The 12,220-nt window shown below is 65.4% G+C and carries 14 protein-coding genes; 9 read left to right on the top strand and 5 right to left on the bottom strand.

Translation table 11 applies throughout. The annotated features are described in order from the left end of the window. Positions 1 to 165: 165 nt before the first annotated feature. Positions 166 to 660 carry a thiosulfate oxidation carrier protein SoxY gene (gene soxY, locus QDT69_RS34840; protein ID WP_279710993.1) on the bottom strand — a complete coding sequence of 165 codons (495 nt, stop codon included), beginning with the start codon at positions 658 to 660 and terminating at the stop codon, positions 166 to 168. 32 nt (positions 661 to 692) lie between these two features. Further along, positions 693 to 983: a sulfur oxidation c-type cytochrome SoxX gene (gene soxX / locus QDT69_RS34835; RefSeq protein WP_279711031.1), complete on the bottom strand. Its 291-nt coding sequence runs from the start codon at positions 981 to 983 to the stop codon at positions 693 to 695. A gap of 407 nt (positions 984 to 1,390) precedes the next feature. Between soxX and QDT69_RS34830 the strand changes: the two genes are divergently transcribed. The 5 genes from QDT69_RS34830 to QDT69_RS34810 all read left to right on the top strand — a co-directional run bounded on the left by QDT69_RS34830 (position 1,391) and on the right by QDT69_RS34810 (position 6,242). Continuing rightward, positions 1,391 to 2,065, top strand: coding sequence for a DUF938 domain-containing protein (locus QDT69_RS34830; protein WP_279710992.1), 675 nt, complete (start codon positions 1,391 to 1,393; stop codon positions 2,063 to 2,065). A gap of 129 nt (positions 2,066 to 2,194) precedes the next feature. Continuing rightward, complete coding sequence (locus QDT69_RS34825; RefSeq protein ID WP_279710991.1) at positions 2,195 to 2,650, top strand: hypothetical protein; 456 nt, start codon at positions 2,195 to 2,197, stop codon at positions 2,648 to 2,650. Positions 2,651 to 2,811: 161 nt separating this feature from the next. After that, positions 2,812 to 3,309 (top strand): type II toxin-antitoxin system HicB family antitoxin, encoded by a 498-nt coding sequence (locus tag QDT69_RS34820; protein ID WP_279710990.1) that lies wholly within the window; start codon positions 2,812 to 2,814, stop codon positions 3,307 to 3,309. Positions 3,310 to 3,610: 301 nt separating this feature from the next. After that, complete coding sequence (locus QDT69_RS34815; RefSeq protein WP_279710989.1) at positions 3,611 to 4,855, top strand: MFS transporter; 1,245 nt, start codon at positions 3,611 to 3,613, stop codon at positions 4,853 to 4,855. Between the two features lie 169 nt (positions 4,856 to 5,024). Continuing rightward, positions 5,025 to 6,242 carry an MFS transporter gene (locus QDT69_RS34810; RefSeq protein WP_279710988.1) on the top strand — a complete coding sequence of 406 codons (1,218 nt, stop codon included), beginning with the start codon at positions 5,025 to 5,027 and terminating at the stop codon, positions 6,240 to 6,242. A gap of 85 nt (positions 6,243 to 6,327) precedes the next feature. Here QDT69_RS34810 and QDT69_RS34805 read toward each other — a convergent pair whose 3' ends face one another. Then, the gene (locus tag QDT69_RS34805) at positions 6,328 to 6,768 is read right to left on the bottom strand and encodes a helix-turn-helix domain-containing protein (RefSeq protein WP_279711030.1); all 441 of its coding nucleotides are present in this window, start codon (positions 6,766 to 6,768) and stop codon (positions 6,328 to 6,330) included. Between the two features lie 82 nt (positions 6,769 to 6,850). Here QDT69_RS34805 and QDT69_RS34800 point away from each other — a divergent pair, with 82 nt between their 5' ends. Together QDT69_RS34800 and QDT69_RS34795 are read left to right on the top strand one after the other, a co-directional pair. Next, positions 6,851 to 7,714 (top strand): class I SAM-dependent methyltransferase, encoded by an 864-nt coding sequence (locus tag QDT69_RS34800; protein WP_279710987.1) that lies wholly within the window; start codon positions 6,851 to 6,853, stop codon positions 7,712 to 7,714. Next, a complete protein-coding gene (locus QDT69_RS34795; protein WP_279710986.1) occupies positions 7,707 to 8,210 on the top strand; it encodes a DUF2938 domain-containing protein in 504 nt (167 codons plus the stop codon). The genes QDT69_RS34800 and QDT69_RS34795 overlap by 8 nt, the downstream gene beginning before the upstream one ends. 107 nt (positions 8,211 to 8,317) lie before the next feature. Here the strand turns inward: QDT69_RS34795 and QDT69_RS34790 are convergent, their stop codons facing one another. Beyond that, entirely contained in the window at positions 8,318 to 8,812 is a 495-nt protein-coding gene (locus QDT69_RS34790) for a VOC family protein (RefSeq protein WP_279710985.1), read from the bottom strand. A gap of 132 nt (positions 8,813 to 8,944) precedes the next feature. Further along, a complete protein-coding gene (locus tag QDT69_RS34785; protein WP_074130966.1) occupies positions 8,945 to 9,490 on the bottom strand; it encodes a carboxymuconolactone decarboxylase family protein in 546 nt (181 codons plus the stop codon). 168 nt (positions 9,491 to 9,658) lie between these two features. Between QDT69_RS34785 and QDT69_RS34780 the strand changes: the two genes are divergently transcribed. Both QDT69_RS34780 and QDT69_RS34775 read left to right on the top strand, forming a co-directional pair. Then, positions 9,659 to 10,843, top strand: coding sequence for an acyl-CoA dehydrogenase family protein (locus QDT69_RS34780; protein WP_279710984.1), 1,185 nt, complete (start codon positions 9,659 to 9,661; stop codon positions 10,841 to 10,843). Between the two features lie 129 nt (positions 10,844 to 10,972). Next, positions 10,973 to 12,112, top strand: a complete 1,140-nt coding sequence (locus tag QDT69_RS34775) for an acyl-CoA dehydrogenase (protein ID WP_279710983.1) — start codon at positions 10,973 to 10,975, stop codon at positions 12,110 to 12,112. Positions 12,113 to 12,220: the final 108 nt, after the last annotated feature.

Here is a 12,220-nt window from a genome sequence, read left to right as displayed (position 1 = left end):
CCGCTTGCGGGGGAGGTCGGATCGCATCGTTAGATGCGATCCGGGTGGGGGTTCTCTCCAAACGAAGAGTGTCCAGCGTGGCGATACCCCCACCCCAACCCTCCCCCGCAAGCGGGAGAGGGGGCCCAGCGAGTTCGCGGGTTCGATCGACGCTCATCATATGCACTAGCCGCCGCAGCCGCCGACGGTGACCTTGATTTCCTTGCTTGCGCTGTAGAGCTTGCCGCCGGCCTCGACGATCACGGTGACGTTGCTGGTCTTGGCCATCTTGATGCGGTTGGCGACGCTCGGCAGCGTGCCGGCCGGAATCTTGTAGGATGCGATCAGCGAGATCGGGTTCTCGCTGACCAGGAACGAGATCGAGGTGACGTCGGCCAGCGTCGTGGTGGCTGAGATCGGCACCACGGCGCCGTTCTCGGCGATCTCGGGCGCGTCCATCTTGACCTTGTCCGACGGCTCGGCGGTCTTGCCATAGAGCGCCTTGATCGCGTCGGCCTCGTTCTTCTGCTTGAACGCCTCTTCCGGATATTTGTCGTTGGCGGCGGCGAGCGCCTGCGGCAGGTCGAACGGAATGACGCCAAGGCCGATCAGCGCGGCGACACCCGCGCCCTTCAGCACCAGGCGGCGGTTCGCAAGAAGTTCGCTGGTCGTGATGCTCATCGAAAAAATCTCCTCAAGCAGATGTCGCCGCGTCACAGCGTTTGCAGGAAGTCCACCACCGCGTTGATTTCCTTCTCGCTCAAGATCCGGTTTCGGCCGAACGGCGGCATCACGGTCTGCGGGTTGCGCTTGGTCTCGTCGGTCACGATCGCGATCAGTTCGTCGCGGCTGTATTTCGCCTTCAGACCGGTCAATTCGGGGCCGATGGTGCCGGGCAGCTCGCCGCCCTTGATGACATGGCAGGTCAGGCAATTGCCCTTGCCGCGGTCGAAGGCGAGCTTCTGGCCCTCGACGGCGGATTGAGCCTGCGCGGGCGCAGCCACGGCGGTGCCCGCCAGCAGCGCCAAGACAAGGGCTGGCTTTAAGAAAGTGGCGATCAAGGACGTTTCCCGGGCTTCAATCTCGATGATCCCATCGCAATATAAAGAGTGGAAAGCACAAAGGCCATCGGCTGGCAACACGGAGAATAGGCGCGTTGCGACGGGGTTAGTGGAAGCGTGGTGGTCCGCGGGGGCATGATCAGATCCGTCATCCTGAGGAGCGCGTAGCGCGTCTCGAAGGATGGACGGCCCGGCTGGTGGACGTGCATCCTTCGAGGCTCGCAAACGCTCGCACCTCCAGCGACAAAGGCGAAGCCTTTGCGCGGGGGTGACGGATCAGGCAATGTCGGCGAGCCGGTTCCGGCTTTGCCGATAGGAGCGATCTAGAGGCGGTTACAAGGAGAAGCACGGTGGCGGAGTTTGTGGCGGAGTTCGGCAAGGACGGCAGCCCCGTCGAGGCCGACGGGCGGCTCGATGCGGCGGCATTCCACCGCAATCACCAGCCGATCTGGGCGGTCCTGAAGAATTACCTCTCAGGCCAGTCCGGCGATGTGCTGGAAGCCGGCAGCGGCACCGGCCAGCATGTGGTCTATTTCGCTCGCCAGACGCCCGACATCATTTGGTGGCCGAGCGACCTCCATGCCGCGCATCTGCGCAGCATCGAGGCCTGGCGCGCGCATGCCGCCCTTGCCAACATCCGGCCGCCGCAGCCGATTGATCTGTCCGATCCGGCCTGGTCGCCGGCGCCGTCGGACGGCAAAGGTCCGGACGAGCTGCTGGCGATCTTCTGCGCCAATGTGATTCACATCGCGCCGTGGCACGTCGCCGAGGGCCTGTTCGCCGGCGCCGCGCGGCATTTGCGCGCCGATGGCCGGCTGTTCCTGTACGGCCCGTTCAAGCGCGGCGGCAAGCACACCGCGCTCAGCAATGCCGTGTTCGATACGTCATTGCGCGAGCGCGATGCCGAGTGGGGCGTGCGCGACATCGCCGATGTCGAGGCGCTTGCCGAGAGCGTCGGGCTGAAGCTTGCCGGTAGTTTCGAGATGCCCGCCAACAACATGATCCTGATGTTCGTGCGGAAGTAGCCGCGATGAAATTGCGCTCGCTTTCCTACCTGCGGGAAGGGCCGTCACTGCGAACCTTTACCTGAAGCGCGAGTCGATGAGCGACGAGACCGAGACCTCGGTCATTGGTATCTATCGGGCAGGAAATCAATGAATCGAGCCGCCTTCAAGAAGTATCTATTCGAAGCACTGCTGCAGCAGAGCTTCGAGCGGCGTCGAGACGTGATGCGCATTTCGAATGACCGAAGGGTCACGCTCGTGGGAGTCGAGAAAGGCTTTGGCCGTCAGTGGTTCATCAATGTCGGTTTTTGGTTCACTTGGGTGGGATTTGCGGAGCTCAATCGCGTTGAGCAGGCGCATCTGTATTTTAGGCTGGAAAGGCTCTTTCCTCAGTATGCGGAGATCATTCGTGCCGCGGGTGAGTTAGGCGACGCAGGTCCACCAGAGGCATACGAAAGACTCACAGGGCTGCTCAGCAGTGAAATTGCAACGGATGTAAAGCGACTGGGCACGGAAGAGGGACTCGTTGAAGCTTATCGTGCCAGTCGTTTGGAAGGCGGCCTAGTGACTAAGGTTGCCAGGGAATGGCTTTTGACAGCGAGCTAACTTGGGAGCGCCACGCCTTGCATCACGGCTCGGGATGCTGGCGGAGGGCATCGGGCTGAAACTTGGCGGCACCGGGTCCATCGCGGTGCGCTCTCCTGCTTGTTGTGCTATTTGACACACCTAGGTGTGTGAAATAGCATACCTGAACGACGGAGGCCAGAATGAAGAGACGGCTTTATCCGGCTGTGCTGGAGCGCGGTCCGCGCGGCGCGTTCGGGGCGTGGTTTCCGGATTTCCCCGGCTGCGTCGCCGGCGGCAAGTCGCAGGAAGAGGCGATCGAGCGCGCCGAGCAAGCGCTGGCGCAGGCGGTGGACGGCTGGGTCGAGCAGGGCCACGCGCTGCCGGAGCCAACGCCGATCGAGCGGATCGTGCCGCCCAAGGGCTCAGACGTCGCCGCCTTCTTCATGGTCGGCGTCGATCCGCCCGATCCATCCGAACGCGTCAATGTCTACCTGCCGAAAAGCCTGATCACGCGGATCGACAAGCGCGCCGCCGAGCTCGGCATGAGCCGTTCGAGCTTCTTCGGCTTTGCGAGCTCGCTCGCGCTCGAATGGCCGGGCGGCTATCCGCGCGGCGCCCCGATCGCGCCGCGCTCGAAGGTGCACAAGACCGGCGCGCTGCGCGCCGAGAAGCGGCCGGGCAGGAAGCCGGCGCGGTAAGTGACGTGTGTCGCTAGCCCTGCTCTTGTTCTATCACCGTCACCCTGAGGAGGCCGCATAGCGGCCGTCTCGAAGGGTCGACGGCCCGGCTGGTGGCCGTGCATCCTTCGAGACGCGCTACGCTCGCACCTCAGGATGACGGGGCTGGCAAGTGCGCCAGACCTCCGTCGCGTGCAAAGCGATCCCTCGTGCGCCTCCCGCATGGCCTACGTCCGTTTGCGCCGGTTGATCGGCTGCTACCCGCTCTCCATAGTGCGCGCGATTTGGGGGCTCCCGCCGGGGCTTCAGCGCGGGAATGCCGATGATCGACGTGACAGCTGCGGATGAGGCGAGCGATGACGCGCGGGCGCGCGGCAATGTGTGGCGGCTTGCGGCGGCGCAGGCGCTGACCGGGGCCAATTCGGCCGTGATCTTCGCCACCGGCTCGATCGTCGGCGCGTCGCTGGCGCCCGATATCTCGCTCGCGACGGTGCCGCTCTCGATGTATGTGCTCGGCCTCGCGGCGGGCACGCTGCCGACCGGGGCGATCTCGCGCGCCTATGGACGGCGCGTCGCCTTCATCGTCGGCACCTTCTGCGGCACGCTCACCGGCGCGCTCGGCGCCTTCGCGATCCTGCACTCATCGTTCTGGCTGTTCTGCGGCGCGACCTTCCTCGGCGGGCTCTACGGCGCCGTCGCGCAGTCCTATCGCTTTGCCGCGGCCGATGGCGCGAGTGTCGCGTTCCGGCCCAAGGCGGTGTCGTGGGTGATGGCCGGCGGCGTGTTCGCCGGCGTGCTCGGGCCGCAGCTCGTGCAATGGACCATGGACATCTGGCCGCCCTATCTGTTCGCGTTCTCCTTCGTGATGCAGGCGCTGGTCGCGCTGGTGGCGATGGCGGTGCTGTCCGGCGTCGACGCGCCGAAGCCCGCGGCGGCGGACCTGCATGGCGGCCGTCCCTTGCTCGAGATCGCAAAGCAGCCGCGCTTCATCGCCGCGGCGCTATGCGGCGTGATCGCCTATCCGATGATGAACCTGGTCATGACCTCGGCGCCGCTCGCCATGAAGATGTGCGGGCTCACGGTCAGCGATTCCAATTTCGGCATCCAGTGGCATATCGTGGCGATGTATGGCCCGAGCTTCTTCACCGGCTCGTTGATCGCGCGGTTCGGCGCACCTCGCATCGTCGCGCTCGGCCTTGCGCTGGAGGCGGTGGCCGCCATGATCGGGCTGTCGGGCATCACCGCACCACACTTCTGGGCCACGCTGTTCGTGCTCGGCGTCGGCTGGAATTTTGCGTTCGTCGGCGCCTCCGCGCTGGTGCTGGAAACCCACCGGCCGCAGGAGCGCAACAAGGTGCAGGCGTTCAACGATTTCCTCGTGTTCGGCATGATGGCCATCGGCTCGTTCTCGTCAGGCCAGCTGCTCGCGCATTACGGCTGGAACGCCGTCAACATGGTGGTGTTTCCGCCTGTTCTGCTCGGGCTCGTCGTGCTGTCGCTGGCCTCGTTCGCCAAACGGCGTGCGAAATTGCGCGCGGTGGATGAAATCCCGGACCCAAGCATCTAGGCATGTTCCGGAAAAGTGTGTCGCGGTTTTCCGCAAGAACATGCCCAAAAGAGTCCTGCTGCCAATTGCTGACACTTCGATCGGCTTCGAAATGATCGGCTTGCACGGCTCCTTACATCGTGAGAACGGATGAACCCGGTCATGACGATGTCAGAAGCAAGAGCAAGAAATGGACGCATCCTCACCCACGCTGCCTGACGAATCCTCGCTTGGTTACGAAGGCTGGCGCATCGTCGTCGTTTGCTTCCTGCTTGCGACCTTCGGCTGGGGATTGGGCTTCTACGGCCAGAGTGTCTATGTCGCCGAGTTGCAGCGGCTGCACGGCTGGCCGGCGTCGCTGATCTCGTCGGGCACTACCTTCTTCTATTTGTTCGGCGCCGCGCTGGTCGCCTTCGTCAGCGAGGCGATCAAGGCGTTCGGGGCGCGCAGTTGCCTGATCGCGGGCACCTTCGCGATGGCGATCGCGGCGGTTGCGATCGGCGAGGTGCGCGCGCCGTGGCAGCTCTATCTCGCCGATGCGCTGCTGGCGTTCGGCTGGGCCGGCACCAGCCTCGGCATCATCACCAACACGCTCGGCCTGTGGTTCGACAAGAAGCGCGGCATGGCGATCAGCCTGGCGCTGAACGGCGCCAGCTTCGGCGGCATCGTCGGCGTGCCGCTGCTGGTGGCGGGCATCGGCACGTTCGGCTTCTCCGGCGCGATGATCGCGGCAGCTGGGTTGCTGATCGTGGTGATGGTGCCTGTGATCCTGATCTTCGTCGGGCGGCCGCCGGTGCATCTGCATGCAGTGACTTCTGCCGCGGCCGATGCGCCGTCGGCGACCCAGGTGCGCGCCAATGCGCTGCGCGACATCCGCTTCCTCTCGGTCTCGATCGCCTTCGCGCTGGTGCTGTTCGCCCAGGTCGGCTTCATCGTCCATTTGATCGCCTATCTCGACCAGGTGATCGGCCGCGAGCGTGCGACGGTGGCGATGGCGCTGTTGACCGCGATGGCCGTGGTCGGCCGCGTCTCCTTCTCCTTTGTGATCGACCAGCTCAACCAGCGGCTGGCGTCGGCGCTGTCCTTTGTCAGCCAGGCGATCGCGCTCGTCATCATCATCAACGTGCACAACGATATCGCGCAGATCGCCGCCTGCGCGCTGTTCGGCTTCTCGGTCGGCAATCTGATCACGCTGCCGGCGCTGATCGTGCAGCGCGAGTTCGACCCGCGCGCGTTCGGCGTGCTGGTCAGCCTGATCACCGCGATCAACCAGATCACCTACGCGTTCGGCCCCGGCGTGATCGGGCTGCTGCACGATCTCTCCGGCAGCTACACGCTGCCGTTCTACGGCTGCATCGGCCTCGAACTGATCGCCGCGGTGACGATCATGACGAAGGGAAGCAAGTAGCCCGGATGGAGCGAAGCGCAATCCGGGGACGGTATTGCCGCTGGGAACGAACCCCGGATTTCGCTGCGCTGCATCCGGGCTACGGTTATGATTTGCGGCGCGACTTTGCCGGCTCCTTCTTCGGTGTCTCCATCTTCCCGGCCGCGGCGACGCGCAGCAGGCGGCGGAAGGTCGGACATTCCATGTGGCTCGGCGCGGGGCACACGGCGGCGTGGCGCAGGCCGTCGCGCATCGCGTTGAGCCGGCGGATGGTGCGGTCGAGTTCGTCGGCCTTCGTCGCCAGCATCTTCCGGTCGATGCGCGGCCTGCCGTCGGGCGCGAACATCCTTCCGATCTCGTCGAGGGTGAAACCGGCGGCGCGCCCGAGCGCGATCAGCGCCAGCCGGTCGAGCACGGCCGGATCGAACAGGCGGCGCAGCCCGCGCCTGCCATGCGAGGCGATCAGTCCCTTTTCTTCATAGAAGCGCAAGGTCGACGCACGAACGCCCGACAGTCCCGCCACCTCCGCGATATCGATGTCCCGCATGGCCCTTGACCTCAAGTTCACTTGAACTGGCAGTGTGCAGCCTACCGCTTGGGTAAGGCAGGCATCAAGAAGGACGAAAATCATGGACGTCGCATCGCAGGCCGACGACGAGCAGTGCAAACTCTGGAACGGCACCGCCGGACGCGCCTGGGTCGAGACACGCGACGTGCTCGAAGGCATGTTCAAGCCGCTTGAGGATCTGCTGGTCCAGGCAGTATCCGATGCCGCGGCGAGCTATGTGCTCGATATCGGCTGCGGCACCGGCGCCACGACCTTCGCCGCGGCTCGGGCGCTCGGCCTGGATGGGCATTGCACCGGCGTCGATATCTCCCAGCCGATGATCGCGGCAGCACGCGCCCGCGCGGAGGGGGAAGGGCGGCCGGCCGACTTCATCTGCGCCGACGCGCAGACCTATCCGTTCGCCCCCGCGAGTTTCGACATGGTCATCTCACGGCTCGGCGTGATGTTCTTTGCCGATCCGGTGCAGGCCTTCGCCAATCTGCGCCGCGCGGCCCGGCCCGGGGCTGCGCTCCGCTTCGTCGCATGGCGTGGCGCCGCCGAGAACCCGTTCATGACGACGGCGGAACGGGCGGCGAAACCGCTGCTGCCGCAGCTTCCGCCGCGGCGGCCCGACGCGCCGGGGCAGTTCGGCCTCGCGGACCGCAAGCGGATCGAGAGCATCCTGAAGCACAGCGGCTGGGATGCGATCGCGGTCGAACCTGTCGATGTCGGCTTGAGCTTTCCGGCAACAGAGCTGACCCGTTACGTCAGCTGGCTCGGCCCGGTCGGCACCATGCTGCAGGGGATGGAAGAGCCGCTTCGCGCAGAGGTGATCGACACCGTGCGCGGTGCCTTCGACCGCTATCTCGATGCCGGCGAGATTCGCTTCACCGCGGCCTGCTGGATGGTCGCGGCGCGAGCGCCAGTGGAGGCTGCCAATGGCTGACGCCGTGGACTATCTGGTGAGTGCGGTGCGGATCGGCGCCGGCGCGACCATCGTGATGGACATCTGGGGAATGGTCCGCACGCATCTGCTCGGCATGCCGTCGCTGGACTACGCGTTGGTCGGCCGCTGGCTCGGCCATCTCGCATCCGGGAGGGTGCGTCACGACCGCATCGCCGCCTCGCCGCCGGTTGCGGGCGAACGGGTGATCGGATGGGCCGCGCACTATCTGATCGGGATCGGCTTTGCCGGCGTGCTGCTCGCGATCTTCGGCCTCGATTGGGCGCGACAGCCGGCCATCGGTCCGGCATTGCTGGTCGGGATCGGCAGCGTGGCCGCGCCGTTCCTGGTGATGCAGCCCGCGATGGGCGCCGGCTTCGCCGCGAGCCGTATGCCCCAGCCATGGGCCGCGCGACTGCAGAGCCTGGTCACGCATGCGGTGTTCGGGGTTGGGCTCTATGCGGCCGGCTGGGTGATGCGCCTATTGCTGCACCCGTAGCCCGGATGAAGCGCAGCGCAATCCGGGGACCGTCTCCGCGCACGCAGGTTTCCCGGATTCGCTTCGCTGCATCCGGGCTACGAAATTGCAATTATCGGGCTGCGGAATTACGCCACCCGCTGCTTCAGCAAATCCTCCAGATCCAACCGCCGCGTGAACATCGCGAGCTTGCCGTCGGCGCTGCGCGGCCATTCGGCTTCGGGCCGGTCCCAATAGAGCTCGACGCCGTTCTCGTCGGGATCGCGCAGGTAAAGCGCCTGGCTGACGCCGTGGTCGCTGGCGCCGTCGAGCTGGATGCCGGCCGACAGCACCCGATGCAGCGCATCGGCGAGCGCCGGGCGGCTCGGATAGAGAATGGCGGTGTGGAACAGGCCGGTGGTGCCGGGCGGCGGCGGACGGCCGCCCTTGCTCTCCCAGGTGTTGAGGCCGATGTGGTGGTGGTAGCCGCCCGCGGAGATGAAGGCCGCATCCGCACCCAGGCGCTGCTGCAGCTCGAAGCCGAGCACGCCGCAATAGAAGCCGAGCGCGCGCTCGAGATCGGCGACCTTGAGGTGGACATGCCCGATCCGCGTGCCCGCGATGATGGGAGGATTTTGCGGCATAGTCCGGCTCCGTTCGGGTCAGCGCCCTGCATCGGGCAAGGCTTCTGCCGTTGATATAGTCCGGATTTGCCGGGGCCGGAGCGATCCATCCGGAAACGCAGCGTTTCCGAAAGACGCCACGGCCGGCCGGGTCTAGCAGAGCTCCGACAGCTCGCCGCCGGGCAGTTGGAACTCGAACGTGTTCAGCGTCATCGACACCATGGTGTAGTAGCCGCAGAGACCGATCACCTCGACCAGGCCGCGTTGGCTCAGCACCTCGACCGCCTCGTCATACAGTCCCTTGGGCAGGCCGTGACCTTCGTGCAGCGCTTTGGCGACGTCGTAGATTACCCTGGCCTTGGGATCGTCGAAGGTCGGCGTCCGGCGCACGCGAATGTCCTCGATGATCTTCGGATCGAGGCCGCCCTTCAGCGCGAGGCGCTTGTGGGCATACCATTCGTAATGCGCGGTCCAGTGCCGCGCTGTGACCAGGATCGCGATCTCCGACAGTTTTGGGGGGAAGATCGTGTCGAAGCGCAGCACCTCGCCGAGCCGGGTGGCGTGCCGCGCCATCTCCGGGCTGTTCAGCCAGGCCATCATCGGCGCCGGTGGCGCGCCGCGCTTGCCGGCGATCGACTCGTCGTAGGTTTCTTTCTGGGCGGCGTTCATTTCGCTAGGCGAAAGCAGCTTCAGCCGCATGTCCGTTTCCTCTTGTTTTTCAAACGTTACCCCATCTCGGCGATACACCCGATCCCGCAAGCTGAGTAGCGACGCCAGAGCATGGCGCAGCCGCGAGGCATATTGAATTCGGCGGCTGCGTAGGTCTAAGGTCGAATCCAATTCGTCGATTTTGACTGGAAACGCACCATGGCTGACCTCGAGAAATTCCGCGCAGAGACCCGCGCCTGGCTGGAGCAGAATTGCCCGGCGGAGATGCGCAAACCGATGACCTCGGATGGCGACACCTTCTGGGGTGGCCGCAACGCGAAATTCTCGTCGGACGCGCAGCGGGTCTGGTTCGAGCGGATGCGCGACAAGAGCTGGACCGTGCCGCATTGGCCCAGGGAATATGGCGGCGGCGGCCTCGACGGCGAGGAAGCCAAGATCGTCCGCCAGGAGATGGCGGCGATCGGCGCGCGTCAGCCGCTGACCTCGTTCGGCATCTCGATGCTCGGGCCGGCGCTGTTGAAATACGGCACCGAGGAGCAGAAGAAGGAGCACCTGCCGAAGATCACCGCGGGCCTGATCCGCTGGTGCCAGGGCTATTCCGAGCCGAACGCCGGCTCCGATCTCGCCTCGCTACAGACCCGCGCGGTCGGTGACGGCGACGACTACATCATCAACGGCCAGAAAATCTGGACCTCTTACGCCAACTACGCCGACTGGATATTCTGCCTGGTGCGTACTGACCCTGCGGCCAAGAAGCACGACGGCATCAGCTTCATCCTGTTCGACATGGCGTCGAAGGGTGTGTCCACAAAACCGATCCTCTTGATCTCCGGCTATTCGCCGTTCTGCGAAACCTTCTTCGACAATGTCCGCGTGCCGAAGTCGCATGTTGTCGGCACCGTCAATCGCGGTTGGGATGTCGCGAAGTATCTCTTGCAGCATGAGCGTGCGATGATCTCGGGCATGGGCGAGCGCGGCGTCGGCCGACCGCTCGGCCAGATCGCGGCGGACTCGGTCGGTGCGGATGCGCAAGGCAAGCTCGACGACGCGCAGCTCCGCAGCCAGATCGCGAACTTCGAGGTCGACGAGGCCGCGCTCGCCGCGGCCGCGGAGCGCGCGGTCGACCTCGCCAAGGCCGGGCAATCGCATCCGGCGTTCTCCTCGGCGATGAAGTATTACGGCACCGAGCTCAACAAGCGGCGCTACGAGATCCTGATGTCGGCCGGCGGCATCGATGCGCTGGAATGGGAGAGCGACCGCTCCCGCGGCGGCGCCCGCCCGCGCGCCTGGCTGCGCACCAAGGCCAACTCGATCGAAGGCGGCACCTCGGAGGTGATGCTCGGCATCGTCGCCAAGCGCATCCTCGATCTGCCGGGCGCGTAGCTCCCCGTCGTTCCGGGGCGGCGCGAAGCGACGAACCCGGAACCTCGAGATTCCGGGTTCGATGCTGCGCATCGCCCCGGAATGACCAACCTACAGACAGTTGCTTAGAACGTTAGATCGGATTCCCGAATGGCCCTCGTCCTCACCGAAGAACAATCCATGCTGCGCGACAGTGCGCGCGGTCTTATTAGCGACAAGGCGCCGGTGGCGCATCTGCGCGGCCTGCGCGATGCCAAGGACACCACCGGCTTCTCGCGCGAGCTCTGGAAGACTTTTGCCGAGATGGGCTTCTCCGGCCTGTTGGTACCGGACCAGTTCGGCGGCAGCGGGCTCGGCTGCGTCGAAGCCGGCATCGTCATGGAGGAGATCGGCCGCACCTTGATGCCGTCGCCGTTCCTTTCGACCGCAGTGCTCGCCGCCTCGGCGCTGTCGCGCGGCGGGAGCGAAGCGCAGAAGGCGCAGCATCTGCCCAAGATCGCCGACGGCTCGCTGCTGGCCGCGCTCGCGATCGATGAAGGTGCCAAGCATCGCCCGCTGCAGACCAAACTGCAGGCGACGCGTTTCGGCAACGGCTTCAAGCTGTCCGGCGACAAGGCCTTCGTGGTCGACGGCCACACCGCCGATCTCCTGATCGTCGCCGCGCGCAGCGCGGGCAGCGCCGGCGACAAGAACGGGCTGACGCTGTTCCTGGTCGATCCCAAAGCGAAGGGCCTCGCGGTCGAGCGCACCGCGATGGTCGATTCGCACAACGCGGCGCGCATCGTGTTCGACAATGTCGAGGTCAATGCCGACAGCGTGCTCGGCGAGGTCGATCAGGGCTTTGGGCTGCTCGAGGGCGTGCTCAATATCGGCCGCGGCGCGGTCGCATCCGAAATGGTCGGACTCTCCGACGAGGTGTTCGGCCGCACCGTGACGTATCTCAAGGAGCGCAAGCAGTTCGGCAAGGCGATCGGCGAATTCCAGGCGCTGCAGCACCGTGCCGCCCAGCTCTACATCGATATCGAGATCACCCGCGCCGCCGTGCTGAAGGCGCTGCAGGCGCTCGATACGGATGCCGAGAAGGCCGCCACCGCAGTCGCGGTGGCAAAGGCGCGCGCCGGCACCACCGCCACGCTCGCCGTGCAGGAGGGCGTGCAGATGCATGGCGGCATGGGCATGACCGATCAGTTCGACATCGGCTTCTTCATGAAGCGCGCCCGCGTCTGCCAGGAGCTGTTCGGCGACAGCAATTTCCACACCGATCAGCTGGCGAGCGGCAAGGGATACTGAGCCGACGCATCATCGTCGCCACGTCCACGCAAAAACTGTCATCGCCCGGCTCGACCGGGCGATCCAGTATTCCAGAGACGGTTGTGCTTGAGCCGAGAAGCCGCGGCG

Origin of the sequence: Bradyrhizobium sp. CER78 (assembly GCF_029846235.1) — a bacterium.
Classification (GTDB): domain Bacteria; phylum Pseudomonadota; class Alphaproteobacteria; order Rhizobiales; family Xanthobacteraceae; genus Bradyrhizobium.
This window is presented reverse-complemented; position numbering and strand designations above follow the sequence as displayed.